The 24227-nt window shown below is 68.1% G+C and carries 26 protein-coding genes and 3 pseudogenes; 15 read left to right on the top strand and 14 right to left on the bottom strand.

Annotated elements, in window-relative coordinates; all coding sequences use genetic code 11:
• Positions 1 to 2: 2 nt before the first annotated feature.
• Complete coding sequence (locus AS594_RS46740) at positions 3 to 194, bottom strand: hypothetical protein (RefSeq protein WP_069935820.1); 192 nt, start codon at positions 192 to 194, stop codon at positions 3 to 5.
• A gap of 25 nt (positions 195 to 219) precedes the next feature.
• On the opposite strand from AS594_RS46740, the gene AS594_RS46735 reads away from it, so the two are divergent.
• The 3 genes and pseudogenes from AS594_RS46735 (at position 220) to AS594_RS35835 (ending at position 3073) form a co-directional block, all read left to right on the top strand.
• Positions 220 to 432 carry a hypothetical protein gene (locus AS594_RS46735; protein ID WP_240509198.1) on the top strand — a complete coding sequence of 71 codons (213 nt, stop codon included), beginning with the start codon at positions 220 to 222 and terminating at the stop codon, positions 430 to 432.
• 41 nt (positions 433 to 473) lie between these two features.
• Positions 474 to 2352, top strand: a pseudogene (locus AS594_RS35840) (ATP-binding cassette domain-containing protein).
• A gap of 133 nt (positions 2353 to 2485) precedes the next feature.
• On the top strand, positions 2486 to 3073 hold the full coding sequence (locus AS594_RS35835; RefSeq protein ID WP_206281739.1) for a phosphotransferase: 588 nt from the start codon (positions 2486 to 2488) through the stop codon (positions 3071 to 3073).
• A gap of 731 nt (positions 3074 to 3804) precedes the next feature.
• Here the strand turns inward: AS594_RS35835 and AS594_RS35825 are convergent.
• Both AS594_RS35825 and AS594_RS35820 read right to left on the bottom strand, forming a co-directional pair.
• Entirely contained in the window at positions 3805 to 5142 is a 1338-nt protein-coding gene (locus AS594_RS35825) for a hypothetical protein (protein ID WP_079148825.1), read from the bottom strand.
• A 266-nt stretch (positions 5143 to 5408) separates the two neighbouring features.
• Positions 5409 to 5777, bottom strand: a complete 369-nt coding sequence (locus AS594_RS35820) for an amphi-Trp domain-containing protein (protein WP_069935817.1) — start codon at positions 5775 to 5777, stop codon at positions 5409 to 5411.
• Positions 5778 to 6025: 248 nt separating this feature from the next.
• Here AS594_RS35820 and AS594_RS35815 point away from each other — a divergent pair.
• Together AS594_RS35815 and AS594_RS35810 are read left to right on the top strand one after the other, a co-directional pair.
• Positions 6026 to 6339: pseudogene (locus AS594_RS35815) on the top strand (carboxymuconolactone decarboxylase family protein).
• A gap of 145 nt (positions 6340 to 6484) precedes the next feature.
• On the top strand, positions 6485 to 7921 hold the full coding sequence (locus tag AS594_RS35810; protein WP_069935816.1) for a DUF2252 domain-containing protein: 1437 nt from the start codon (positions 6485 to 6487) through the stop codon (positions 7919 to 7921).
• Positions 7922 to 7936: 15 nt separating this feature from the next.
• Here AS594_RS35810 and AS594_RS35805 read toward each other — a convergent pair.
• Positions 7937 to 8257: pseudogene (locus AS594_RS35805) on the bottom strand (MFS transporter); the annotation flags it as partial.
• A gap of 577 nt (positions 8258 to 8834) precedes the next feature.
• Between AS594_RS35805 and AS594_RS45040 the strand changes: the two are divergent.
• The 6 genes from AS594_RS45040 (at position 8835) to AS594_RS35780 (ending at position 13390) form a co-directional block, all read left to right on the top strand.
• Positions 8835 to 9008 carry a hypothetical protein gene (locus tag AS594_RS45040; protein ID WP_167368105.1) on the top strand — a complete coding sequence of 58 codons (174 nt, stop codon included), beginning with the start codon at positions 8835 to 8837 and terminating at the stop codon, positions 9006 to 9008.
• 282 nt (positions 9009 to 9290) lie between these two features.
• A complete protein-coding gene (locus tag AS594_RS35800) occupies positions 9291 to 9959 on the top strand; it encodes a site-specific integrase (RefSeq protein WP_069935814.1) in 669 nt (222 codons plus the stop codon).
• Between the two features lie 150 nt (positions 9960 to 10109).
• Positions 10110 to 10646 carry an SET domain-containing protein-lysine N-methyltransferase gene (locus AS594_RS35795; protein ID WP_240509197.1) on the top strand — a complete coding sequence of 179 codons (537 nt, stop codon included), beginning with the start codon at positions 10110 to 10112 and terminating at the stop codon, positions 10644 to 10646.
• Positions 10647 to 10816: 170 nt separating this feature from the next.
• The gene (locus AS594_RS35790) at positions 10817 to 11848 is read left to right on the top strand and encodes a DNA-directed RNA polymerase subunit alpha (RefSeq protein ID WP_069935813.1); all 1032 of its coding nucleotides are present in this window, start codon (positions 10817 to 10819) and stop codon (positions 11846 to 11848) included.
• Positions 11849 to 11884: 36 nt separating this feature from the next.
• A complete protein-coding gene (gene mihF, locus AS594_RS35785) occupies positions 11885 to 12202 on the top strand; it encodes an integration host factor, actinobacterial type (RefSeq protein ID WP_069931486.1) in 318 nt (105 codons plus the stop codon).
• A 591-nt stretch (positions 12203 to 12793) separates the two neighbouring features.
• Entirely contained in the window at positions 12794 to 13390 is a 597-nt protein-coding gene (locus AS594_RS35780; RefSeq protein ID WP_141747218.1) for a hypothetical protein, read from the top strand.
• Between the two features lie 32 nt (positions 13391 to 13422).
• On the opposite strand, the gene AS594_RS35775 is transcribed toward AS594_RS35780, so the two are convergent.
• The 7 genes from AS594_RS35775 to AS594_RS35750 all read right to left on the bottom strand — a co-directional run bounded on the left by AS594_RS35775 (position 13423) and on the right by AS594_RS35750 (position 16917).
• On the bottom strand, positions 13423 to 13680 hold the full coding sequence (locus AS594_RS35775) for a hypothetical protein (protein WP_069931489.1): 258 nt from the start codon (positions 13678 to 13680) through the stop codon (positions 13423 to 13425).
• Positions 13670 to 13900, bottom strand: a complete 231-nt coding sequence (locus tag AS594_RS35770; protein WP_069931490.1) for a hypothetical protein — start codon at positions 13898 to 13900, stop codon at positions 13670 to 13672. The genes AS594_RS35775 and AS594_RS35770 overlap by 11 nt, the downstream gene beginning before the upstream one ends.
• 345 nt (positions 13901 to 14245) lie before the next feature.
• The gene (locus tag AS594_RS44095) at positions 14246 to 14761 is read right to left on the bottom strand and encodes a hypothetical protein (RefSeq protein WP_141747217.1); all 516 of its coding nucleotides are present in this window, start codon (positions 14759 to 14761) and stop codon (positions 14246 to 14248) included.
• Positions 14762 to 14930: 169 nt separating this feature from the next.
• Complete coding sequence (locus AS594_RS35765) at positions 14931 to 15476, bottom strand: hypothetical protein (RefSeq protein WP_240509196.1); 546 nt, start codon at positions 15474 to 15476, stop codon at positions 14931 to 14933.
• Positions 15477 to 15689: 213 nt separating this feature from the next.
• A complete protein-coding gene (locus AS594_RS35760) occupies positions 15690 to 16064 on the bottom strand; it encodes a hypothetical protein (RefSeq protein ID WP_141747216.1) in 375 nt (124 codons plus the stop codon).
• A gap of 95 nt (positions 16065 to 16159) precedes the next feature.
• Positions 16160 to 16417: a hypothetical protein gene (locus AS594_RS35755; RefSeq protein ID WP_069935809.1), complete on the bottom strand. Its 258-nt coding sequence runs from the start codon at positions 16415 to 16417 to the stop codon at positions 16160 to 16162.
• The gene (locus AS594_RS35750) at positions 16414 to 16917 is read right to left on the bottom strand and encodes a GGDEF domain-containing protein (protein ID WP_079148824.1); all 504 of its coding nucleotides are present in this window, start codon (positions 16915 to 16917) and stop codon (positions 16414 to 16416) included. Before AS594_RS35750 ends, AS594_RS35755 begins: the two co-directional genes overlap by 4 nt.
• A gap of 114 nt (positions 16918 to 17031) precedes the next feature.
• Here AS594_RS35750 and AS594_RS35745 point away from each other — a divergent pair, with 114 nt between their 5' ends.
• The 4 genes from AS594_RS35745 to AS594_RS45035 all read left to right on the top strand — a co-directional run bounded on the left by AS594_RS35745 (position 17032) and on the right by AS594_RS45035 (position 22032).
• Complete coding sequence (locus tag AS594_RS35745; protein WP_069774646.1) at positions 17032 to 17340, top strand: transposase; 309 nt, start codon at positions 17032 to 17034, stop codon at positions 17338 to 17340.
• Positions 17337 to 18254: an IS3 family transposase gene (locus AS594_RS35740; protein WP_069774409.1), complete on the top strand. Its 918-nt coding sequence runs from the start codon at positions 17337 to 17339 to the stop codon at positions 18252 to 18254. Before AS594_RS35745 ends, AS594_RS35740 begins: the two co-directional genes overlap by 4 nt.
• 823 nt (positions 18255 to 19077) lie before the next feature.
• Entirely contained in the window at positions 19078 to 21741 is a 2664-nt protein-coding gene (locus AS594_RS35730) for a tetratricopeptide repeat protein (RefSeq protein WP_141747215.1), read from the top strand.
• A 135-nt stretch (positions 21742 to 21876) separates the two neighbouring features.
• Positions 21877 to 22032, top strand: coding sequence for a hypothetical protein (locus AS594_RS45035; RefSeq protein WP_167368104.1), 156 nt, complete (start codon positions 21877 to 21879; stop codon positions 22030 to 22032).
• An 84-nt stretch (positions 22033 to 22116) separates the two neighbouring features.
• Here AS594_RS45035 and AS594_RS46730 read toward each other — a convergent pair whose 3' ends face one another.
• The 3 genes from AS594_RS46730 to AS594_RS46720 all read right to left on the bottom strand — a co-directional run bounded on the left by AS594_RS46730 (position 22117) and on the right by AS594_RS46720 (position 24112).
• Positions 22117 to 22554, bottom strand: coding sequence for a hypothetical protein (locus AS594_RS46730; protein ID WP_240509195.1), 438 nt, complete (start codon positions 22552 to 22554; stop codon positions 22117 to 22119).
• Positions 22509 to 23291 carry a hypothetical protein gene (locus AS594_RS46725; RefSeq protein WP_069935806.1) on the bottom strand — a complete coding sequence of 261 codons (783 nt, stop codon included), beginning with the start codon at positions 23289 to 23291 and terminating at the stop codon, positions 22509 to 22511. The genes AS594_RS46730 and AS594_RS46725 overlap by 46 nt, the downstream gene beginning before the upstream one ends.
• A gap of 263 nt (positions 23292 to 23554) precedes the next feature.
• Positions 23555 to 24112, bottom strand: a complete 558-nt coding sequence (locus AS594_RS46720) for a hypothetical protein (RefSeq protein WP_240509194.1) — start codon at positions 24110 to 24112, stop codon at positions 23555 to 23557.
• Between the last annotated feature and the right edge of the window lie 115 nt (positions 24113 to 24227).

The following is a 24227-nucleotide window of genomic DNA, read 5'->3' as shown; positions in this document are numbered from 1 at the left end:
GTTCATGACCTCATGGCCGCGAAAGCCGCAGGCCAGCCCTGGCCGGCGGCCTCGGCGTCCTGCACCGGGCTTGCACCCGCGTCCAGCAGACCGCCCAGTTCGACACGGTCAAGAACACCGCCGTCCCGGATACCGCGCGGCTGGCGACCGTCGACGGGGACGGCCGGGTGCGCGGTGGCCGCGGTCGGGGTCACCGGCGACTGGAAGGAGCGGGCCGCGATGCTCCTCGACCACGGCGTCGACGCGCTCGTCGTGGACGTCGCCCACGGGCACGTGGGGACACCACTGTCGGCGATTCGGCCAACCGCTTCGTTCCACAGACCTGTTGCGGGGATTGGGTCCGTGCATTCTCCATACGGTCCCAGCCGCTCTATCTCGGGAAATCCGAAGCGACTCAAATACACCAGTTCGATATCTCGGCGTGGTCGTTGAGCCTGACGACGACGCTGGACGACCGTTTAGGGGGATCCGCCTTGACCTCGGCCGCAACGAACGATCAGCAGAAGACCGTGCCTCCGCCGCCCCTGCCAGCGGAGATCACGTACAGCGGGCAGTCCGCTCGCCGAGGTCTCCTTCCGGCGGATGTGCGCCCAGATCCCGGCCGTGCTGGGCCGGATCGGGCGGCTGTCGTGGCGGACCGACCGGTGGGCCGTGCAGCTCCTGCTCGGTTGCCAGGTGGTCACAGGCGTCTCTGCCGCCGTACTGCTGGCCGCCACGGCCCGCGCCATGGCACCGGTCCTCGGGGACGGCACCGCCGGCGAGCGGCTGCGCGGCGCCCTGCCGGCGCTGCTGGTGGTGGCACTCGCCGCCGCGCTGGCACGCGCGGCGGGGGCGGTCGCCGCGTACGCCGAGCGGCGGATCACTCCGCGGCTGACGACGGAGACGGACACCGCGCTGGTCGAGGCGGTGTGCCGCGTGGAGGCCTCGGCCTACGCGGAGGACGGCTTCTCGGACCGGCATGAGGCGGCCGAGATGGGGGTGATCCGCACGCACGTCATGGTCACCGACGCTCAGCGGTTCCTGTCCGCGCTGATCCGCATGGTCACCGCCGGTGGCGTGCTGTCGGTGCTGAACCCGTGGATGCTGCCGCCGCTGCTGCTCGCGGTGCTGCCGGCCGGTGTCGGCGCCGTGCTGACCGCCCGGGTCGACTACGAGATCCACTACGCCAACATCGCCGACCGCAATGTGCGCGGGATGATGCGCTGGTGGGCGACCGAGTCCAAGTACGGCGACGAGGTCCGCGCCAACTCGATGACGGACTACCTCATCTACTGGTACCGGGCCCTGTCCGACCGTTGTGACCGGCGCAGCCTGGCCGCCGCGCCGCGGACCCTGCGGATCGCCCTGCTCTCCGCGCTGGCCGGCGGTGTCTTCCTCGTCGCGACCTGGGGCGCGTTGGCGTGGCTGGCGGTCTCCGGCCGGGTCGAGCTCGCGGTCGCGGCGACGGCGGTCATCGCCGTGCAGACCACGCTTGCCGCGCTGTCCCAGGTGGTCATCAACGGCGCTGCGGTCTTCCACACCAGTCTGTACCTCAGTGACATGCAGGCCTTCCTCGACGATGCCGCCGCCCGCGCCCCCAAGCGCGGCACCCGCGCCCATGCCGCGCCGACCGAGGAAATCCGGCTCGAGGAGGTCGTCTACCAGTACCCCGGCAAGGACAAGCCGGCGGTGGACGGTGTCTCCCTGGCGCTGCGGCGCGGTCAAATCCTCGCCATCGTCGGGGCGAACGGCTCGGGGAAATCCACGCTCACCCGGCTGTTGACCGGCATTTACCTGCCGGACAAGGGCAGGGTCACGTGGAACGGCACTGACCTCGCCGAGGTGGATCCCGCCACGGTGTGGGCGAACACCGGCCTCGTGCCGCAGATCTTCGCGCAGTGGCCGCTGCGGGTCCGCGAGAACGTCACCCTCGGCCAGCCCCGCACCCACGACGACGCTCCCGTGTGGGAGGCCATCGACGCGGTCGGTCTGCGCGAGGCCGTCGATGACCTCCCCGCGGGCTTGAACACCCTGCTGGCCCGCGATGTCTTCGGCGGCTCAGAGCTTTCCGGCGGGCAGTGGCAGCGCGTGGCCTGTTCGAGGGCCCTATACCGACGTCCAGGACTGTTGATCTTGGATGAGCCGACTTCTCAGATGGATCCGCGCGGTGAGCACCAGATCTTCGAACAGATCCAGGCCATCGCCGCGGACCGCATCACAATCGTGGTCACGCATCGCCTGGAGAACACCAAAATCGCTGACCACATCGTCGTGATGGAGCACGGCCGGATCACCGAGCAGGGCTGCTACGACGACCTCGTCCGCGCCGGCGGAACCTTCGCCGAACTCCTGGAACTCTCCCAGGACCGCTGATCCGCTTCGCCCCGTCCCACCAACATGCGGACGGGGCCCCTCAAGGAGGAATCGTGCCCCCATCCCTGTCCGCTGCCAATGCCTTCGTACCCCGCTCCTCGCACACTGCGCACTCGAGCGCGAGGAGCACGACGTGAGGCAGACGAAACCCCTTCCCGCGACGGTGCAGGACTGGGCGGAGCAGCGCATCGGGCCGGCCGCAGTCGTACGCGACGCCTCACACGACTGGCACCGCTCCCGAGTGTGGGAGCTGGCCGGCCAGGACGGGGGCCGCTGGTACGTGAAGGTCTCGCCCTCGGCGAAGTTCTTCGCCCGCGAGACCAGGGCCTTCCGCCATGTCGTTCCCACGCTCGGGCACAGCCGGGCTCCTCAACTCCTCGACAGCCGCGCGGAGGACTTGGCCTTGCTGCTCACGGTCGCGCCGGGCGCTCCGGCGCCGGGGTTGGGTCTGTCCTGCGCCGTGTGGCGGGCCGTACACGCGCAGGCCGGCATGCTGTGCGCCCGGCTCCACGAAGCCGGTGAACTCGACCGCGGCGACCGGGCGGAGGCCGAAGGGGCTCTGGGGGCCGCGGCCGACGGCGCGGAGAAGTACCTGGGCCGCGCCGGGGACCGGCTCACCGGAGGCGAGCAGAAGCTGGTCCGCGACTACGCGGCCCAGCTGCGCCGCGTCGGCCCGGTGCCGCTCGGCTACATCCACGGCGACAACCAGGAACTTCACTAGGCAAGTCGCTTGTCGGATGTAGAAGTGTCGGTTGACCAGAACGGCCTCTTAACTGGTGCTGTGCCCCCGGTCGGAGTCTGCGGCTTCTGCGTTGCGGTGCAGCTCTACGCGTCAGAGCAGACGCCGAGCGTCGAGGACATTTTCTGGTTCATCAGGTGGCCGCGTAGGGGCGACGCGGTTGGTTGCGGCCTCGCCAGCTACAGCGGCACCGCCACGACATATTCCGGCGGCACGGTGGAGCGAAGGTTGCCCTGGAGGGCGCGCGGCACCGCGTGGGTTCCCGGTAAGACGAACACGCTCCCGTTCACCTTCACGGCAGGCAAGCTGACCTGAACCGTGAGCAGCCAGTGCGGAGTTCCGGACTACACAGCCTCAGCTCGCCGACGTGTGAGCCGGTAGTCACCCGTCGCCAGCGCATCGTACGAGGAGATCTCAAGTGGCGTAGGCGGTCGCGGCCGCATGGAGGGTCAGCTCACCCAGGCGTAAGCCCCCGACGCGGTCAGAACCGCGACGCTCGCACGCTCGGCCCCTCACCAACCGACTGATGAGAGGCAAGGCCCCGCCCCCGCGTCACGGTTCGTAGAGCAACGGAGCTCGTTGGTACAGGCGGTCGTCCAAGACAGCTCGTTCGCGAGGAGCTCCGTTGCCGTTTCATCGCGCCCTGCCTGCCTCGGTGATGGCCATCACCCGCAGGTCGCCTTCCCCATAGCCGTCGAGAATGGGCGAACCGTTCACTCGCCGCCCTCCGGCCGCTGCGTCGCCCGCTCGGCATCAGCGGTGGCGCGGCCGGTCGCGGCGAGGAGGGCGAGCAGCGCGAGTACGGCGAGCAGGATGATGACCAGGAGCAGGATGGTCAGGGCCGTCGGGTGGTTCCAGAGCGCGAAGGCCAGGGCCACGATCAGCAGGGCGGCCAGGGCGATCCACTGGCGGTGGGCCTCGGTCCAGGTCCCCACCCGGCCGGTGCGGACCTGGCGGGCGTAGGCCCACTGCGCCGCGGAGCCTGCGGCGTGCTCGGAGGTGCCTCGGATCGCGCGCGGGAGTCGTCCGGGGCCGATCAGGTAGGCGCCGAGCGCGATGACGAGACCGAGCACCATCGCCGTGCGCAGGCTGACCCTCAGGAAGTGCAGGAGGGTGTCGAAGACGGCTGCCGCGGCGGCTTCCGACTGGACCTGGGGCGGGAGGTGGTCCAGGTAGTAGCGGCGGGCGATGACCAGGACGACGGCGACGGCCAGGCAGGCGAAGGCCGCGCCGAGAGCCGTACGCGCCAGGGCGCGGCGGCGCCGGTGCGCCAGCAGCACGCCGGCCGCGCCGATCACCACCACGAGCACGGGAAGCCAGTTCCCGATCACATCCAGCGCATGGGCGCCCTTGCGGATCTTGTCCAACTCGTCGGACTGGAAGAGCACCATCTGCTTGTCGACTTCGGGGATCTTGGCAGCCGGGGACAGCCCGGCGTCCACGAGCGACTGTTTGACCTGGTCGACGGCTTCCCCGACGTCGAGAGTGACCGTCCCGCCCTCCACCCCCACGGCGCCACGGCCCTCGCCGGTGAGCGCGTGCACGACGGCGTTGTGGGCGGCCCGGTTGGCGTTCGTCCAGATCCGCTCGAAGCGGTCGCTCTGTACGAAGCGGGTGGCCACCTTCTCGACCGTGCTGTTGACCGCGGTATCGAGCTGGGGGCCCAGTCCTTTCACCGCCTGCGCGGCGCGGGGCGGCAGCCCCTCTGCCTGCAGCCACGCGGCGATGTCCGAGGCTGCTTGGCTGCCGTCCACCCTCACGTCCGCGGCATGGGTGATGCGCTTGACCGCCGCGTCCTCGATCGCCGGATCCGAGGCCAGCGGCGAGACCGTTGCCACGTACCGGTCGGTGTCCAGCGCGATGTCGTGCACCCAGACTGTGAGCAGTGCGACCGGCACGAGGATGCAGGTGAGCACGATGAGCACCGCCGAGGCGGTCTTCCGCGTGATCCGCGTGGCCGCCGAGCCGTGCCCCGGCCCGCTCCCCTTCGCGTCACCCCCGCCCGCCTCCGGGACGGCAGCAGGCTCGGGCGGCTCGTGTGAGCTGGTCATGGGTGCTCCGGGGCTCCTGAGGGATTGGACTGCCTCCATTTCCGCCGCTTCACGGCGAGACGGCCCGCCCAGGTGGGCTGTACGGGCGAGCCGCGGTCGCCCCGGAGTGGTAGCTCCGGCCCGCCGCAGGTGCCATGAAGGTGGTGCCTCGGATCGGAAGAAACCCGTGACGGGCCCGTCTGCGAACGCCACCCGCCCTGGCCTTCAACGGGGCCGGCTGCGCGCCGATCAGGGCATGGTGGTCAGCACGAGGTTTCCGGCACCACTCAGGGCGTTTTCGTGGCGGACCGCTTCGTGCCTTTGTTCCTGCCGGTTCCTGTGCCGCTCCGGGCAGGCTTGGCGGCCGCGTTCTTCCGCCCTGCGGCCTTCTCCGTTCCCGCGACCGTCCGCGATGGTGCCGTCCGGATCGGTGCGGTCGGCCACTTGAACTCGATCTCCAGCTCGATCTCGCCGTCACCGATCTCGACCTCCACCTCACTGCGAAGGTCGTCGGGGATCCGCAGGCTCAGCGTTGTGGGGCCGAGTTCCAGTTCGGCTTCTCCGCCCTCCCGCAACGCGGCTGCGAGTGCCGTGAGCTGGTCAGCCGCCTCAAGGCGTGAGAGCGAGCGCTTCTGCTCGAACTTGAGGTCCTTCATGGGTGTCTCCGATCCGACACAAAGGGTAGATAGCAGCCATTCTGGTGTCATTGCACTGGATTGAACATCTCCATGGGCAGGCGAAGGGGTGCCTGACCGGGCGGTTGGGGTCTCTGCGAACCCTGCGCCTCCATGCGCGAGAGCCGAATGGGTTCTACGGTTGAGGAGAACTCCCGAGCTCGCGGAACTCGGTTTCTTCCGCCTCGTACATCTCTCGGGCTGGAAAACTCACCAGGAGGGCATGCGACATGTCCACTGCATCGGAAACCCCTGTCCTGGACACCCTCGCCCGGTCGACTCGATCGAGCGGTGCGGGCTGCCCCCGGACATGCTCATCCTCACGCGCATCGCGGCACTCGCCGCCTCGGACGCCCCGCCCATCTCCTACGTGGCCCATATCGACCCCGCCCTCAAGACCGGTTTGACCACCGAACAGCTGCAGGACGTCCTGGTCGCCATCGCACCCATCGTGGGCACCGCCCGCGTCATGACGGCAGCGGGCAACATCGCCACGGCACTCGGCATCGCCATCGCCGTCGCCGATACCGAGATCGGGTCTTAGGGCTGAGAGCAGACGCCCACCGTCGTCGATGATCCGCGCGGCCACGTTTGGGCAGAAGACCACGAAGTCCTGCTGCCCGATGCGCCCCGTGCGGGGCGGGTGCCGGGCGTCCCAACCGCCGTAGGGCCAGGCAGGAGGGCCTTCGATGTCCCAGAACGCGACCACGGCGATGCGCGCCGCGCCTCACACCACACCTGAGGAACGCGCCGCTCTCGGCAAGGAGGCGCGCCGCCGCTCACCGCGGGCTGCCCACGCCGTGTACAAGCCGTCTCCTGACCGGCCGGACTCACTGGCGATCTTGGAGGCGCAGTCCGCGGCACGCGTGCCCGAACTCGTCCCGATCCGCTACGGCCGGATGATGGAGTCCCCGTTCCGCTTCTACCGGGGCGCCGCCGCGATCATGGCGTCCGACCTGGCCGCCAGTCCTCGCTCGGGACTCACGGCACAGCTGTGCGGGGACGCGCACCTGCTAAATTTCCGTCTGCTCGCTTCGCCGGAGAGGCAGTTGGTGTTCGACATCAACGACTTCGACGAGACGCTGCCGGGCCCCTGGGAGTGGGACGTCAAACGGCTGTCGGCGAGTCTCGTCATCGCGGGCCGGGCCAACGGCTTCGACGACGCCCAGCGCGCCCGCATCGTGAGCGCCACGGTCCGTTCGTACCGCGAGGCGATGATCCGCTTCGCGGGCACGGGCAACCTCGACATCTGGTACGCGAAGATCGACGCGGACCTCCTCGAGTCCCTGGCCTCAGGTCGGCTCCACGGAACGAAGCGCGGTCGGAAGAACCTGGCCCGCGCGATGGCGAAGGCCCGCACCCGCGACAGCCTCGAGGCTTTCGACAAGCTCACCGAGACGGTCGACGGCACGCCCAGAATCGCGGCGGACCCCCCGCTGCTCATCCCGGCCGGCGACCTGCTGCCGGACATCGAACGCAGCGCGCTGGAGCGCCAGTTCCGCGGCCTGATCGAGCGGTACGGCAGCACTCTGGCTTCCGACCGGCGCACGCTCCTGGCGGACTACCGCCTGGCCGACGTCGCCCGCAAGGTGGTCGGCGTCGGCAGCGTCGGCACCCGATGCTGGATCTTCCTCCTGCTCGGCCGGGACGGCCAGGACCCGCTCTTCCTCCAGGCCAAGGAAGCCGACACCTCCGTACTCGCCGCACACGTCGGCACCAGCCGCTACCTCAACCAGGGCGAGCGGGTGGTCTCGGGCCAGCGGCTGATGCAGGCCACGAGCGACATCTTCCTCGGCTGGGAACGGGTGGACGGGATCGACGGCAAGCAGCGCGACTTCTACGTCCGCCAGCTGCGCGACTGGAAGGGCATCGCCATGCCGGAGAGGATGCGGCCGAAGGACATGAGGGCGTTCGGCGAACTGTGCGGGGTCACGCTGGCTCGTGCGCACGCGCGGTCCGGCGACCGCATCGCGATCGCCTCGTACCTGGGGAGCGGCGACTCGTTCGACCGGGCACTCGCCACGTTCGCGGAGGCATACGCCGACCAGAACGAGCGTGACCACCAGGCCCTGGTCGACGCGGTACGCGCGGGTCGGCTACCGGCGGAGGAACTACCGGCGGCCTGACGGGGTCAGGAAGAGCTAAGGACGGGTTGGTGGGGGCTTGGTCCGAGAGACACGTGTGTTCGGGGCCCCTGTTTCTCGGGGCAGGAGTGCTGCCGCGGCGAGGCCGGCGAGGCCGATGGCGGCCAGGGTGATCATGGCGGCGGCGTAGGCGCCCTTGGTGAGGCCGGCGACGAGGATGGTGCCGGCGATGGCCGTGCCGAAGGACGAGCCGAGGTTCGACACGCTGCGGGACAGGCCCGAGATCTCTCCCTGTTGTTCCTCGGGGAAGCTCGACTGGACGACGTTGACGGACGGGGTCAGCATCACGCCCAGGCCGAGCCCGATGAGCAGGAGACCGTCCCACTCGCATGGGTGGAAGCGTCTGCGGTACGCCATTATTTCGATGCGTTCCACCGATACAGGTGTTCCTCCGTTGTTGAGAAATCGCAGGATGAACTGGTACTCGCTCCCGTCGGTATCGCCTGCGGTGGTCGTAGCCACACCTGTTCGCCAGAGCCGCACTTTGACGTTCGGCCGTACCCGCCTGTAGGTCATGACTGAGACGAGCATGTTGCCAAGCGTGAACAGGGAACTACCAATAGCGACGGCGATCGCGATCTCAGGCAGCTTCATGAACCAAGTCTGTCGGCACTCGACAGCCCCAGGCCCGAGGCGCACCGCAACTCGGTGCACCGTGTGCACCCGCCTCGAATGCACAGGATGGGTCGCATCAGGTCCCAGGGCGGCCGGGCGGGGAGGATGGGAGTCGTCAGACATACAAGATCTCCTGGCTGGTGGCAAGCCGCTCGGCCTCGACTGTCGCAGGACGTTCCTACTCCGAATATCGAGACGATGTCGCGGGCGGCGCTCGAAAGCGCAAAGAGGAAGCTCAAATGCACCTCAAAAAGCTCGCCCCCTCAGCATTGTTCATGCCATGATTCTTACGCTGGCCAGAATGAAATATTGGTCGACGTTGCCGCACAGCCCCATTAATCACCCTTCGGAGGATGAAATTTTTGAGCTTCTGTCGGCGGGCGAAATCGTGGGCATTTTGGCAGGTTTGATATTCATCGCGTTCGCCTGCTGGTGGTTTCTGCGTAAGAATTGAAGCTTTATCTTCCGTGGGTCGAGCCCAGTCGAGCGGTGACCATTCGCCAAGAGCGAGCAGGCGCTGCCACCGCCAGGTCCGACCACCGGCGACGTAAACGGTTGGTCCTCCAGCGCTCTCGGCGCCGTCACGGCCGCCGGCGAACCCCGCGACCTCGCCGCCCTGGAGGACTGGAAGCGCCGGCGCGACGCTGCGGTACGTGACGGTGAGCCGTTCGACGAGAAGCCCCCGCCGCTCGGATGGATCCAGTTCATCGGTGACCTCGTGTGTGAGGCCGTCCCCATGCACGTGGACGCCTGGCTGAACCAGTGGAAGGACGGGGCGCCCCGCTCGCGGGCCCGGCGCCGCTATGCACTGTTCTCCTTCTACGAGCACGCCGTGCGCGAGGGCGTGGTGCCCGGCAACCCGGTGCGGGCGATCCGGCCGGGCGTCTCCTCGGAGATGCCGGGACGACCGAAGCTGACACGGCGCCAGTCCGGCATGATGCGCTCGGCCGCCGACCGGTACGCCGACCCCAGGGACCGGCTGCTGATCTACCTGCTGCTCGCCGGCCTGCGGCCGTTCCAGGCGACGGGCCTCTACCTGGACCGTACGTACCGCGAGCAGCACCGGGTGACGAGCCGCCTGCCGGTCAAGGGCGGCGAGTTCGACAAGGACCCCTGGCCGTGGTCGGCGGAGTGCGTCGAGGCGCTGGACGGGTACGTGTCGGACTTCCGGGCGCACCGCCAGCCGCACAGCACCCGTACGGAGGGGCCGCTGGTCACGTCGTGGAACGGGCGGGCGCTGACCGCCGACACAGAACCGCGACGGATCGTGCGCAGGATCGCGGAGCTGCATCCGGGCCTGGTGGAGATCGCACCGCGGCTGACTGCAGACGGCGTCGCACTGAACCTGAGCCCCCTCGAAGACGAAGAGGAAGAGCCCAAGGCGGGCGCCCAGCCTGAAGGGTGAGCGCCTCGTGGCCGAGGCAGACGCGTCTCGCATGGTGCGCCGGTCGAAGCCGGAAGAGTCAGCGCGCGTAACGTTCAGCGCGGCCTGCCGTTGGTCCGCGCAGCCGGTGATCGGCCGTCAGGAAACCCCGCGTCAGCAAGGTTCCACCCCTTGAACCGTCACGGGATCAACGAACGAGAACCCGTCCCTGCGCGGCGCCGGGTGACGGCGGGCCACCAACAAGGTCGAGTCCTTCAACAACTTCACCGACTGCCCTACCGGGTCGGTGAGACGGTGATGGTTGGTGCCATCGACCGTGAACTGGACCGCAACCACTCCCACGCCTCCCAGGTCGGTGCGGAACGTTTCGTGTTGCACGGCGGGCTTGTCCCGAAGGTGAACCACTCGTGTGAACCGAATTGCGGGATCCGCCTCAATTCCAGCGGTGCTCACGACTACGTCGCCCGCGCACCCATCGCCGCTGGTCACGAGATCACTTTCGACTATGCGATGCGGAACTACTCGGTCGAGTATTTCGCCGCCCGTTGCCGGTGCGGCTCGCACCACTGCCGTGGCCGCATCACCGGTTGGCGGGATCTACCGGCCAGGCGCAAAGCGGACTACGACGGCTTCGTCGCCCCTTACCTCATCGAGATCGACGACCAGGCTCACACGGCCCCGGCCGCCCGCCGAGACCACCGCAGGTAACCCGCCCGGCAGCTCGCTGATCAAGCACTCCTGTGCGCCGTTCCATCCTGCGGAAATCTGTGCTTTGCCCCGAGCCGGGCGGTGCGGCCCCTTGTGACGCCGTACCGCCCATATCCTTGCTGTGTCTACGGCGTCAAATAGCGGGCGCCGAAAAATGGAGGCAGCACCCCATGCTGATTGCTCAGCGTCCCGCGTTGACTGAAGAGGTTGTCGACGCTTTCCGCTCGCGGTTCGTGATCGAGCCGCTGGAACCGGGCTTCGGCTACACCCTCGGCAACTCCCTGCGTCGTACGCTCCTCTCCTCGATCCCCGGTGCCGCTGTCACCAGCATTCGCATCGACGGTGTCCTGCACGAGTTCACCACTGTGCCGGGCGTCAAGGAGGACGTCACCGACCTCATCCTCAACATCAAGCAGCTGGTCGTCTCCTCGGAGCACGACGAGCCGGTCGTGATGTACCTGCGCGAGCAGGGTCCCGGCCTGGTCACCGCCGCTGACATCGCCCCGCCGGCCGGTGTCGAGGTCCACGACCCGGACCTGGTCCTGGCCACGCTGAACGGCAAGGGCAAGCTGGAGATGGAGCTGACCGTCGAGCGCGGTCGCGGCTACGTCTCCGCCGTGCAGAACAAGCAGGTGGGCCAGGAGATCGGCCGTATCCCGGTCGACTCCATCTACAGCCCGGTGCTCAAGGCCACCTACAAGGTCGAGGCGACCCGTGTCGAGCAGCGCACCGACTTCGACAAGCTGATCGTCGACGTCGAGACCAAGCCGGCCATGCGCCCGCGTGACGCGATGGCGTCGGCCGGTAAGACCCTGGTCGAGCTCTTCGGGCTCGCCCGCGAGCTCAACATCGGCGCCGAGGGCATCGACATGGGCCCGTCCCCGACAGACGCCGCCCTTGCCTCTGACCTCGCGCTCCCGATCGAGGAGCTGGAGCTTACGGTCCGTTCGTACAACTGCCTCAAGCGTGAGGGCATCCACTCCGTGGGTGAGCTCGTGGGCCGCTCGGAGGCGGATCTGCTCGACATCCGTAACTTCGGTGCGAAGTCGATCGACGAGCTCAAGGCGAAGCTGGCCGGCATGGGCCTGACCTTCAAGGACAGCCCGCCCGGATTCGACCCGATCGCCGCCGCGTTCGGCGCCGGCGACAACGCGGACGCCGGGACAAACCCGCTGGTCACTGGCCCTGAGACGACGGCATGATGGGGCACTTCAGCCTGTACGACGAAGGGACTGACCATGGCACCCCTGCCGCCTCTCACGCCGGAGCAGCGCCGAACCGCGCTGGACAAGGCCGCCGCCGCGCGACGGGAACGGGTCGAGGTGAAGGAGGCGTTGAAGCACGGCAAGCTCTCGCTGCGCGAGGTGCTCGCCAGCGACTCCGAGGCCATCCGCAAGATGCCCGTACGCGCTCTGCTGGAGTCGCTCCCCGGCATCGGTTCGGTACGCGCCGGGCAATTGATCTCTGACCTCGGCATCTCCGAGAGCCGCCGCGTTCGGGGACTCGGCACCGCCCAGCGGGCCCGGCTCCTAGCCCTCTTCCCACCCCAGCGCTGACCGGCGGGATAGAGGCCGAAGGCTAGTGGTCTCCGGTGTGCGCTACTGGCCGCTGGGTTTCGCGGCCCGGTACGGCACCACCACGCCCCGGTTTTTAACCGGGCATTCTCCGTGCCTGGCCAGTACAGCGTGGTGCGGGAACCGAGGGTGGCTGGATGGCCCCGCACCACGTCTGTCGGCGCCACCGCGGGCACCTGCTCGTCAGCATGCCCCACCCATGGCGCCGCCCACCACGCTTCACCCGGCCGGGCCCGTGACCCGGGATCCACCCAGGCTGTTGAACTGGTCGAAGCGTGCACATTCCTTGCTTTCGGATTGCTCGCTCCGGGGGCCCCAATGGACCGCGCCTGGCCCGGGGCCCCCAACCCAAGCCCTCCCGCTCGGAGGCAGGGCACCCGGGGAAGACAGTGACCACGACGCCCTGGCGGTCGTTGTTCCGCCGACGCGGGTGTGCATATCCGTCCCCCACGGACCCGCGTCGTGGGGGCCCTGCGAACCCTTCAGGGCCCTCTCCCCTCCTTACCGGCCGACGGCGCGTGTGCCTCTTCGTGCCCCCTGTCCGGCCGCGCTCACGGGGAGCACCATGGAACTGTGGCTTCCTCGAACGAACCAGGTCAGGGCCCGGTGCTGGAACCGGTGGGCCGGGTGGATGCGGAACGGCTGACCGAGCAGCTGCGTGCGGCGATCGGTGAGGCGCGGCGGGCGGCTGTGGTGCTGGCGCAGCGGGTGCGCGACGCGCACCGGGCGCGGGTGTGGGTGGCGCTGGGGTACGGCGGGTGGGGTGAGTACGCGCAGGGCGAGCTGGGGATCAGCAGGGCGCAGGCGTACCGGCTGATCGACATCGCGGAGTCCGCCGAAGGGCTGAGCAGGGCGATCGGTGGGGCCGGTGTCCTTGCCGGGGTGTCACCCGCGGGTGACACAGGGGCGGCCGGGCTGGTGGATCTGGGGCTGTCGCAGCGTGCGCTCAGCGAAGTCCACGGCCGGCTCGACGAACTCACCACCCTTGTCACCGAGCGGCTCACCGCAGCCACCCAGGCCGGGCAGGTCGGGTGGTCGGCGGTCCGTGCCATCGTGGGCCAGGCCGTCGACGAGCTCCGCCGCGAACTGCTCCCCGCCGCCGATGACACCGCTGCGGATGAAAGCGGCGGTGCTCTGGAGCGGGCACTCATCCTCCCCCGGACCAACTAGTGGTCCGGGGCGCACGGGTGCTCGGGAGGCCCCTACGCCTCAACGTACGCCACGATCGTGATCTGCCGAAGGGCCGTGACGTAGTAGATGACGCGGACCCCGTCGACGTCGTCGACGTAGTCGCGCAGCAGGGTGCCGGGCACCGGGGTGCCCAACTCCGGGTTGACGCTGATCGCGACGATCGCGCGGTCCAGGCGGTGCGTCTCGGAAGCCGTCAGCTTCGCCAGCTGGCTCAGCGCGGGCTCCACCAGGACAACCTGGGACCGGCGCGGCGCATGCTCAGGCGACACGGGGCTGCTCACCGGCGAGGCGCTCCAGATGGCCATCGCGGGCTTCCTCCCACAGCACGCCCGTCTGAGGGGACGGGTAGCCGTGGGCGGCGATGTCCTCCAGCACCGAGGCGAGGACGTCAACCTTCGCGCGCTGGTCGGCCGCGTACGCGCGGACGGACGCGGCGGCATGCTCATCGAGGGGCTGGCGGTCGGGCACGAGGGCCGGCTGCTCGCTCATCCGGGACTCCTAGGCTTCTGTCTGGCGTGTGCCACCACGGTATCGCCGGGCCGGGCCACCGGACCCCGGTACCGACGAACCAGGCCCGAAAGACCGGGCCGAAACTCACGAGGCTCGCAGGCAAGACCTCCCCGGGCAGACAGTGACCGTGACGCCCCGGTGGCCGGGGGGAACCATAGGGCACGGAGTAGGCCCGAAACCAGGAGGCCTGCCCACGTCCGCCTTGTGCGAGGCCCGGCGCTTCGGCGAGGGCGAATGCCCGGTGGTGACATCGGCTTCGAGGAGATGGGCACCACCGGGCACGACAAGCGTCTCAGGCGCCCACCGCCGCTGAGCGCTGGCCGCTCAGCTCACGTCGATCGCGGAAGGGAGGCGCCGGCTCGCGCGGCAGCCTTGTCCGCGGTGCTCTTGGCTGATGCCAGAACCTTCGCGGTCTCGTCCGCGTCCTGTTCGAGCGCCTTCTTGATGTTGGCCGGGGCCAGGGCTCGATGTGCGGCCTCCAACTGCGTCACGGCGCTGCGGAGGGCGTCCAGGGCGGAGGGCTGGCCCCCAGCGTTCGGCTTCTCCTGGCCGTTCCGAGGCGTGCTGGCTGCGACTCAGGGCCGTCAGCTCGTCCTGCGTCAGTTCTCGCTCCTCCTTGCGGGGGAGCTGCTGGACGATGCCAGTGATCGCCTTGACTGTGACGGTCTTGCCGGCGGCGTCCTTGATGGTCTCGTGGACGGCGACCGAGGTCTCAGCGCCGTAGTCCTTGGTGATCGGGTTGAGGGCACCGGCCGCCTTCTTCCCGATGCTGGGGATGTCTGCACGTGCAGACACATCGTTCGAATTCTTTTCGAACGCTTTGTCTGCACGTGCAGACATCAGCTGTCCTGTGACAGCGAAGTTTGAGCTTGTGCCATCGAAGTTTGGCTGATCACGATGCCCAAGGACAGGGCACGGGTCATAAGGAACAGCCGCTGCCATCGCACCACCCTGATGAAGCGCCTGCCGCACACGGCGCCATGCAAGCCGGGTACGGCCCCTGAAGCACTCAATCGGACAGTTCAGCCTGCCATTGCCGGGGCCACTGCCCCGACGGCGGCGGAGCCCCGTTTATTCCGAGGTCACGCCGCGCGCTCTCGTAGAAGGCATCACGTGCCGCACTTGCCAGCCGATGGACCCTGGTCCACTTCTCCGCGTCGACCGACCCCTCCCGTATGAGCAGCTCGATGGTCCAGATCGTCTCGTGCCAGCGCCGGGCCGCCGCGATTGTCGCTGCGTCCCCGACGAGCAGGACGGACTCCCACTGCGTTGCACGGTGGGACTCCGCGTCGGCGAGCAGAGGCAGACCGTCGGTCGGCGGCAACGGATCGGCCACGTCCGCGAATCCGAGGGCGGCGCCGATGCGTTGGGCGAGGCGAAGCTGGGCCTTGAGAGCATTGGCGTAGCCGCCGTACGTCTCGAAACGCTTCTCGTCCCACCTCTCCTCCCGCTGCCGCTTCCACGTCCGGCGCTCAGTCAAGCTCTGCGCGGCATAAGAGCCGAGCGAACCGACCACGACGCCTATCAGGGCAGGCAGTTGATCCACTAGCTCCACAGTCACTCCTCGACCAGTTTTCCGATGCCGCACGTTCATCGCTCCACGGCCCACAGCTCCCTGCCCACCCGGGGCACCTCTGCTCTGTGGGATGCCGACCGGTTTGTTCCTCACACACCGATGACGAACGCCGGTCAAACTGTGGTGACACTAACTGCCAGCGGTCAAACTTCGCTGACATTCAGTCAAGGTTCGATGACACAGGACATCAGCTCACCGATCGCGTACGCGGTCATCTCTTCGTAGGCGATGGGACGGGACTTCTGTGCTCAGGTCGATGTCATGCGGGAGGTCGCGCCCGGCGAGGGCGTGGGTGAGGAGTCGGTAGGGCTCGGTCCAGGCGCCGTGGATTCGGGTCCTGGCGCAGTGGAGCGTGCCGGTGAGGGCGGTCTCGGTGTCGGGGTGGATGAGGACCAGGGCGACGGGGTCGGCGTCGGGCCGCTGCTCGGGGAGCGGTCGTCCGCGTTCCAGGCCGCGCTCGCCGATCCGTACGGCGGCGTCGCCATGGCCGGTCCAGGGGGCCGGCTTCTGGCGGGCGGTGAGCATGGCGGTGAGCATGGCGGTGAACTGAAGGGAGGGCGATTGCATGGGGTGGCCTTCCTCGGGCAGGCTGTGGGTGCCCCGGGGTGGCTGGCTGGCGATCTGCTGGTGACGGAACAGCCCGCCCCGGGGCATTGCTGTGCTCAGGCGTGATCACGCTTGCCGCGAGACTTGGGCTCCGCGTCGGAGACGAACCGCACCTCGGTCGGGTGGGCGGCGTTCCAGTCTTCGGCGCAGACCTTGTGCACCGCCTCTCCCTTGTGGGAGCGCAGCGGGGTGGGCCGGTCGCACAGGACGCACGGCTTGTCTTGCCACTGGTTGAAGTGGGAACTGTCGCGCCAGACGAGCAGCCGCCGCTGCGGTCCAGGGACGGACGGGTCCGGTTGCCGGGCCGTGGTCATGCTGCGGCAGCGGTCGGTCGGGCGTGGGTGCCGGGGCGGCCTTCGCGGCGGCCGTTGACGCTGCGCGTCTGTGCGTGGTGGGGGGCCTGGGCGACAACGCCCTTTCGCTTGCCCTCGTACATCGCTGCGTCGGCCGCGCGCATCAGCACCGCCAGGTCGCGGGAGCCGACCGTGTCCGGCGTCGCGGAACCGGCCGATACCGCGAGGGGCAGCTGCTCGCCGTCGTAGGTGACCGGCTGGGCGAGCAGGTGGGCGAGGTGCTCCAGGCGCAGGGTTTGGTGGCGGGGGTGGATGCGGGTGAGGGCGGCGAACTCGTCGCCTCCGAGCCGGCCGACCGTGCCGCGCTTGCCCACCCATTCGGTGAGCCGGATGCCAATCGCGGCGAGGGCTGAGTCGCCGGCGGGGTGCCCGAAGGTGTCATTGAGGGCTTTGAAGCGGTCGGCGTCCGAAGCGCGTGGGTTCGCAGATTCTCGGACGCTGGTAGCCGGGAACCCACGCATTGACCGCTGCACTGTCTTGGTCCGGCGGCGGGTTCCTCGCTGGTGTGAGGTTCCCCCGAGATGCGGCGGGAGGTGACAGCTGGTCAGATGGGTCTCATGAGAGGACCTTTGACCATGGCTGCCCCGAGGAAATATCCGCTGGAGTTGCGGGAGCGTGCGGTGCGGATGTATCGCACGACCGAGCCGAGGCCGGTGATCAAGCGGCTGGCCGTCGAGCTGGGTGTGCATCCCGAGGCCCTGCGCGGCTGGATCCGCCAGGCCGAGGCCGACGCTGGTGAGAGCGATGACCGGCTGACCACCGCCGAACGTGAGGAGCTCGCGGCCCTGCGCAAGGAGAACGCGCAGCTCAAGCGGGCGAATGAAGTCCTGCGGACGGCGTCGGCTTTTTTCGCCGCGCAGCTCGACCCGACCCGGCCCAGGTGACGGCGCTCCTCGACGAGCACCCGCATCTGGGGGTCGAGCCGGTCCTGCGGGAACTGCACATCGCTTCGTCCACCTACTACCGCTGGCGCCGGCAAGAGCAGGAGCCGTGCGAGCGGCGGCGCCGTGACGCGGAGCTGACCGAGCAGATCCAGCGGATCCACGCCGATTCCGGCGGCATCTACGGTTCCCCACGCGTGCATGCCGTCCTGAGGCGCGAGGGTGTCCACGTGGGCCGCAAGCGGGTCGAGCGATTGATGCGCGAGGCCGATCTCGCGGGCGTCAGCCCCCGTCGTAAGGGTTTCACCCGCCGGGATCCGAAGGCCACCCTCGCCCCGGACCTGGTGAACAGAGACTTCACCGCGCCCGGTCCGAACCGGCTGTGGGTCACCGACCTCACCATGATCCCCACCGGCGAAGGGCCGCTGTGGCTCTCCGCGATCCGGGACGCCTTCTCCCGCCGGGTGGTGGCCTGGGAGACCTCCGCCTGTGCGGACGCCGACCTGGTCCTGTCCTCGCTGGAGTACGCCCTGGCCAGCCGCGAGGTCGAGCCCGGCAAGCTGGTTCATCATGCGGATCACGGCTGTCAGTACACATCGATCAAGCTGACAACTCGACTGCTGCGGGCAGGAATTGAGGCGTCCATGGGGTCCGTCGGGGACTCGTACGACAACGCTCTGGCCGAGAATCTATGGATGCTGGTCAAGACCGAGTGCGTCCGCGGCCGCGTCTTCGCGACCAGGGCTGAGGCGAACCTGGCCCTCTTCGAGTACATCGACGGCTTCTATAACAGCCGGCGCATCCAGCAACGGCTCGGCTACCTCAGCCCCATCGAGTTCGAGGAGAAGCACTACACCGACCAGGCGACGGCCGAACAAGCGAACCTGGAACCCCGTCACCCCGCCCTGACCAGCTGATCAGCACCTCCCGCACAACGGGGGAACCTCAGTGTCCCCTCAGCAGCAGATGCAGGCGGCCGTGGAACGCCAGACCGCCAATTGGCCGTACCGGCTGAGGCTCTTGGGGCGTCAGGTGCCTTGCGTGCAAGCTCGGCACCCGGTGGCTCCCATTCGCCCTGACAATTGCGAGGAAGTTACTGCGCACATATCACGTGCAGCGGTACGGTTCCGGGCAGTAGCACCGAAATAGGGGGGCAAGGATGCTAGTAGAGGCATTGACAGCGCTTGCCGCAGCGGGGGGTACCGCGGTAGTGCAAGCCGCGGGCACTGATGTGTGGGGGGATTTCAGGCAGCGGGTGGCCGGTTGGTTTGGCCGCGGGGACGCTCAGCGCGAGCACGAGGAATTGGAGCGGCTCGACCAAACCGTGGCCGTTCTGACGGCAGCTGATTCGGAAGAACTGCAGCGGGTGCGCGACCGCCAGGAGGCGGCCTGGCAGGCCCGCTTCGAGATGCTACTGGAAGGCCTAGACCAGGATATGTGCGAGCAGGCCGCTGCCCGGCTGCGCGCCTTGCTGGCCGAGTACACCCCCGCCGGCGGGACATCGGCCGGACCGGGCGGTCTGGCCGTGGGGGGGAACGTAGATATCCGAGCCGACCGCGGCTCAGTCGCCACGGGAGTACTCCACGGAGGTGCGCATATCGGCCCCCCGCCCGCGCCGGATCCGTCCCAGGGCTGAACGGACCGGCTGCCACCAGCCCCGCAGACCCCTCCGTTCTCTCGCTTGGAAGCCTCACTGCCCAGGCCGATAATCACAGTCTCTCTATTGGTCACGTCGGCCAAGTGACCTACAACGCTGCTGTCGGCGGGCAGGATCGCTCTGCCAGCACTGCGGCATCAACCGCTCCCGGGCGGCTAATCAGCCAGTGCGCCGATCCCTTCTCCCTGGAGGTACACCGAGCTATCGAGCTCGGCTACCCCATGGGGGACGGATGCGGATTACCTCTCTTGCCCATATACATCGCACGCGCGCACGACGCCCAGCTACAAGAGATCGTGCAGCGTGCAGCCGAGGGCGTGAGCCAACTGACCGTGCTGGTGGGAGAATCATCGTCGGGCAAAACTCGTGCATGTTGGGAAGCTGTGCAGGTGCTCCCCGCAGGGTGGCGGCTATGGCATCCTTTCGCCCCCAGTCGGCCCGAAGCCGTTCTGCGCGACCTGGGCCACGTCCGCCCCGGCACCGTCGTGTGGCTCAACGAGATCCAGCACTACCTGCTCACAGCAACCAAGACACTGGGTGAGCACGTTGCCGCAGGGCTGCACTCCCTCATGCACGACCCCGAGCGAACTCCTGTGCTGGTGATCGGAACGGCCTGGCCCGAACACTGGGCCGCCCTCACGCCCTCGCCCCAGGAAAACGAAACGGACCACCACCCCCACGCCCGTGCCCTGCTCACCGCCACAGGCACAACCCTCGTCGTGCCTGACCGATTCAGTGAAGCCGACCTACGGTCGCTGCAGACAGCGGCGTTCAATGACCCGCGCTTGGCCTACGCCGCTGAGCATGCAGAGCAAGGGCACATCACTCAATACCTTGCCGGTGCTCCAGCCTTGATCGACCGCTACCGGACCAGCCCCCCAGGCGCGAAGGCACTGATTGAAGCAGCCATGGACGCACGGTGCCTCGGGCACGGCCCAGCCCTGCCCCTCACTCTGCTCGAGGCCGCCGCCGACGGCTACCTCACCGACCACCAACGCAACCTGCTGAGCGACGACTGGCTGGAACGAGCCCTCGCCTACGTCGCCGCGCCTCTCCGCGGCATCCGCGGCGCGCTCACGCCTATCCGCCCTGGCAAGGCTCATCCAACCTTTGCGCACCCCCACTATCTGCTCGCCGACTACCTTGAGAAGCACGGCCGCATTGTCCGTGGCATTACCCCGGCCCCCGCTTCTCTGTGGACGGCCCTCACCGACCACGCCAGCCGCACCGACCTCCCCGCTTTCGCCCGCTCGGCCAGCGACAGGGGTCTGATGAGGCTGGCCGTTCAGCTCTGGACCGCAGCCGCCGACGCCGACGCCGGTGACTCCACGGCCCGCCTTCGTGTTGCGGAAACCCTGGTAGAGGCAGGCCGGCCAGAGGAAGCACTGCCGTGGTTGCAACGCGCCTGCGAGCTGTACTCCAACACGCCACAGGCGAGCGATCCTTGGTTGTTGAACTGGGTGCGGAGCAGGCTGGTGCAAGCGGGATATCCGGAAGTTCCTGGGGTCGATGACACCACGTGGCGTAAGAGCGTTGCAGCAAACGGTTCCGAGTGGGTCCTGTCCGCAACCGTCGACCAACTTCGGGATCAACAGGGCTTGGAGGAGGCGCTCGCCTGGCTGCGTGCCGCTGCTGAGAGAGGCAATCCTTCCGCAACCCGTAAGGCCGTTGAAATGCTGATCAAAGCCGGTCGCGACTCCGAGGCCCTCGGTTGGTTCCAGCGCGCCGCTGCAAGCGGGCGTCCCGAAACGGCGTACGAAGCCTGCCTCGCCGCGGCCGCGGTGCTGAAGGAGGAGGGTCGCATTGACGAAGCCCTCACCTGGTGCCAGCGCGCCGCTGAAGGCGGCCAACCAATATGCGCCTACCAGGCCGCGCGCGAGGCTGCCGAGATGTTGGCGGAAGAGGGTCGCATCGACGAAGCCCTCAGTTGGTTCCAGCGCGCAGCGACGACACGTGGACTTCCCGACCGACGTAGTTCCAGCCATGCGGCCATGGCGGCGGTTTTCATGCTGCAGGAAGCAGGCCGTACGGGTGACCTACCCATCTGGCTGTGGAAACGTGCCGAAGGCGGCGATGTCCTCACCATGATCACATTCGTCCTGATGCTGGAGGCGGGCACGAGCGACGAGCTGTTGGCCTGGTTGCGGAACCGCGCGGAGAGAGGGGACCCGCTGGCCATGTATGCGCTGGCTCACGGTGGCCCTGCCGAAGACGCCGAATTCTGGTCCTCGCGCGCCCTTGCATACTTTCAGAGCGTCGAAGGTGCGCACGACTGGCACCAAAGGCTCAAGGGGTTGGACCCTGACTCTAGTTGGGACGAGCTGGCGGCGCTCAATATGGCGGTCGAAATCCTCGAAGATTCCGACCGCGCCGAGGAAGCTGATGTCTGGATCCGGGACCGCGCCGAATCGGGTGACCCTGCCGCTGCCAAGATACTGGCATCGAGGCTCTGGAAGGCGGGGAGCATCGCCAAAGCGCTTGCCTGGTATCAGCACGCTGCGGAAACCGGCGACCACTCCGTGGTGACCTATATAGCCGACATCTTGGGGGAGATGGGCCGCACTGAAGAGGCCATCGCCTGGTACCGGCGCACCGCAGAAAGAAAATATCACCTCCTGGCCACCGATAAAATCGCCTCGCTACTAGAGAAAGGTGGCCGACTCCAAGACGCGGGGCGATTCAAACGATACGGATTAGAACCCGACGGCTCGCTTGCCACACCTTGGGAGACGCCACCACCGCGGTAGACCTCCTCGTGCCAGCCTCACCGCTCGCGGGACGTTCGAGAAGCCGAAAGCACATTGAGGGTGCTGACTCTTCCCTAGCGGAATCTGAACGCGTGGCGGTGACGGGCCCTCTGACGGCGTCGCTTCAATGTCTCTGTGGCGGCCACCGGGCTGGTGGCGTTGATGATCGGCGAGGCCGTCACTCACGGGCGCCGCAGAGAGTTCCAGATGATCACGCCAACGCTGTCCTGTTGGTGCTGGCTGTCGGCCGTGGTGGCCCAGGGCTTCGGTCCGCACTCCTTCACCCCCTGACGTCGGCCCGCGGTCCAGGAGCACCGGGCGCCGGCCTGGTGCGGGTCGGCATCGACGGCCCGAGGGATTTGTGGTCTTCCTGGGCTATCGGGGGAACTTGGCGGTGTGTTCGGGGTGGGCGGCGGTGACGTAGCGCATGGCGGTCTGCGCGGTGACCCCGAAGAGCCGCATCAGCTTGAGCGGATCGCCGGTGGCAAACGCCTCGTTGAGCATGCGGTCTTGGCGCAGGCCGACGAGCGTGACGTCCTTGGGGAGGGTCTTCCGAAGCAAGGTCCTGCTGACCACCGGATGGTCCGGGTCGAGGGCTGTCTTCTGGCTGACGAGGAGGTACGGGTTGGTCGAGGCTGGCCAGCGGCGGTGGCGGTAGGCCAGCCATTCATTGGCAAGTCGATGGGTGAACTCTTCCAGGTAGAGGGTGTGCCGCAGCAAGCCGCGGCGGACTTCGAGGGTGCCGCGGGCAAGGTTCAAGTCGGTGGTCAGGATGGTACGAAGCTCCTCACCGGGCAGCGCGTGGATGGCCACCAAAGCGATGACCAGACGGCTGAGCGGGATCTTGGCCTGGTCCAGCAATCCGACCAGGAGATCGCTGGGCACAGACTGCGGTAGCGCCTGAGGTCACCGACAGACAGGTGCCGGGTCGGGTCTCGGAAGACCATCCTTTCCCGCTTAATGGCCTTGAACAAGCTGCGCAAGCTCACCGCGACCTTCTGACGGTCTCGTCCGGACAGGTCGGCCACTGCCGCCTCAATGTGGTCAGTCGTGATCTCCCGCAGAGTGGTCACGCCGACAGCCGTCCACGCGGTGAGGACGGGCTCAATGTGGGCGAGGTAACGGCGCACGCTGCGGTAGTCGCGAACCTCACCCTCACGGCGGCCCCGGCTGCGCAGGAGGGTCACCCATGCGCGGACCTCGCTGGCGAGCGGATCCGGGCGGGCACTGATGGCGGCTTGGATCCATGCGAGATTCACGTCCTGGCGGCGGTCCGGGTCATCGATGAGCAGACCGTGGGAACGGAGAAACTGGCAGACCGGTTTGGCTGCGAGAGTCGCAGAACAACTGGCCAGGTCGTGGACATCGCGTTCCAGGATGGCGTTCTCGGCACCGAGCCAGTGCACCAGGATGGTCAGCGTGTGAATGTTCTTGCGGTAGTCGGGTGTCTGCCGGTCCAAAATGCGCCGCTCGAATTCCTCAACCAACCGCCGGGCCCCTTCTGTGAGCGGCAATTCGCCAAGGCCCCGGCGGCCCAGGAGGGCCAGCACTGGCGACCAGTCGCGGCGAATCTCGAACAGCGTCTCCTGCCCGCGGCCAGCGTGAGAGAGGGCCGTGCCGCCGTCTCCCCGGGATGATTCGTCCCCGGTCAGCGGCCGGGCCGGTCCTGCTGTGCCGGTGGGCAGGTCGATCTGGAGTTGTGTGACTCGGGCTGTACGATCCCCGGCCTTGGCAAGGAGGCGGTAGGGGTGGCATCCGCGGCAGTGGTCGCCATGCAGCGGGAGGTCGTCACGGTGGCAGCGCAGGCACTGGCTCAGGGTGTACTTCTCGCGCCAGTGCTTGCATGGGTTGCAGCGGAATCCTGGCCAGCCGCCGGGGATCCAGCATGACAGTCCCGGCACTGGCGAGGCGCGAGCGGCGGCCGGGGTGCCGGGACGTCGATGTAGGGGGTGGTGGGTAGGTCGGCTGGATAGAACCGCATCGGCTCGGACGCCTCAGCCAGCAGTCCGGCGCGCAGGAGAATCAGACGGACCGCGTCCCCTCTGCCAGGCAACTCCCGCAAGAGCGCTTCGGGCAGCAGGTCGGTTCCTTCGGCTTCGCGGACCGCCAGGGCGAGGCGGACCATCTCGGCGATCCTGTAGTGCCACCCTCTGCTGAAACGGTGCTCGGCCGCTACCTCGACGAGTACTTCTCGGGCCCGCTCCCAGCCCGATACTGGTCGGTCAGCGATGGCTCGGACCGTCGTCTCGGTCAGCGTCCTGGGCAGGGTGAACAGCGGAATCTGGCCTTGGATCGCCGGCTTCAACACTTGGGCAGAAGGTTCGGAGAGGGGAGGGCGTGCCTGGTTGAGCTTGTGCTTCCAATCCGCCATCGCTTATCGCCCGTTGCCCGCGCCCCGACGTAGCGGCCGCGCCGCAGTAGACCCGTCCCGGTAGACCCCGATCATCAGCTGAACAGCACGCGGCTGTGCCCCCTCGATGCCCAGG

Source organism: Streptomyces agglomeratus, from assembly GCF_001746415.1.
Classification (GTDB): domain Bacteria; phylum Actinomycetota; class Actinomycetes; order Streptomycetales; family Streptomycetaceae; genus Streptomyces; species Streptomyces agglomeratus.
This window is presented reverse-complemented; position numbering and strand designations above follow the sequence as displayed.

What these genes read in the sequence shown, in the direction of transcription:
- AS594_RS46735 (WP_240509198.1), top strand. Translation starts at nt 220, where the DNA reads ATGCTCCTCGACCACGGCGTCGACGCGCTCGTCGTGGACGTCGCCCAC.
- AS594_RS35825 (WP_079148825.1), bottom strand. Translation starts at nt 5,142, where the DNA reads ATGACCAGCTCACACGAGCCGCCCGAGCCTGCTGCCGTCCCGGAGGCG.
- AS594_RS35820 (WP_069935817.1), bottom strand. Translation starts at nt 5,777, where the DNA reads ATGAAGGACCTCAAGTTCGAGCAGAAGCGCTCGCTCTCACGCCTTGAG.
- AS594_RS35810 (WP_069935816.1), top strand. Translation starts at nt 6,485, where the DNA reads ATGTCCCAGAACGCGACCACGGCGATGCGCGCCGCGCCTCACACCACA.
- AS594_RS45040 (WP_167368105.1), top strand. Translation starts at nt 8,835, where the DNA reads ATGATTCTTACGCTGGCCAGAATGAAATATTGGTCGACGTTGCCGCAC.
- AS594_RS35800 (WP_069935814.1), top strand. Translation starts at nt 9,291, where the DNA reads ATGCACGTGGACGCCTGGCTGAACCAGTGGAAGGACGGGGCGCCCCGC.
- AS594_RS35790 (WP_069935813.1), top strand. Translation starts at nt 10,817, where the DNA reads ATGCTGATTGCTCAGCGTCCCGCGTTGACTGAAGAGGTTGTCGACGCT.
- mihF (WP_069931486.1), top strand. Translation starts at nt 11,885, where the DNA reads ATGGCACCCCTGCCGCCTCTCACGCCGGAGCAGCGCCGAACCGCGCTG.
- AS594_RS35770 (WP_069931490.1), bottom strand. Translation starts at nt 13,900, where the DNA reads ATGAGCGAGCAGCCGGCCCTCGTGCCCGACCGCCAGCCCCTCGATGAG.
- AS594_RS44095 (WP_141747217.1), bottom strand. Translation starts at nt 14,761, where the DNA reads ATGTCTGCACGTGCAGACAAAGCGTTCGAAAAGAATTCGAACGATGTG.
- AS594_RS35760 (WP_141747216.1), bottom strand. Translation starts at nt 16,064, where the DNA reads ATGCAATCGCCCTCCCTTCAGTTCACCGCCATGCTCACCGCCATGCTC.
- AS594_RS35755 (WP_069935809.1), bottom strand. Translation starts at nt 16,417, where the DNA reads ATGACCACGGCCCGGCAACCGGACCCGTCCGTCCCTGGACCGCAGCGG.
- AS594_RS35750 (WP_079148824.1), bottom strand. Translation starts at nt 16,917, where the DNA reads ATGCGTGGGTTCCCGGCTACCAGCGTCCGAGAATCTGCGAACCCACGC.
- AS594_RS35745 (WP_069774646.1), top strand. Translation starts at nt 17,032, where the DNA reads ATGGCTGCCCCGAGGAAATATCCGCTGGAGTTGCGGGAGCGTGCGGTG.
- AS594_RS46720 (WP_240509194.1), bottom strand. Translation starts at nt 24,112, where the DNA reads ATGGCGGATTGGAAGCACAAGCTCAACCAGGCACGCCCTCCCCTCTCC.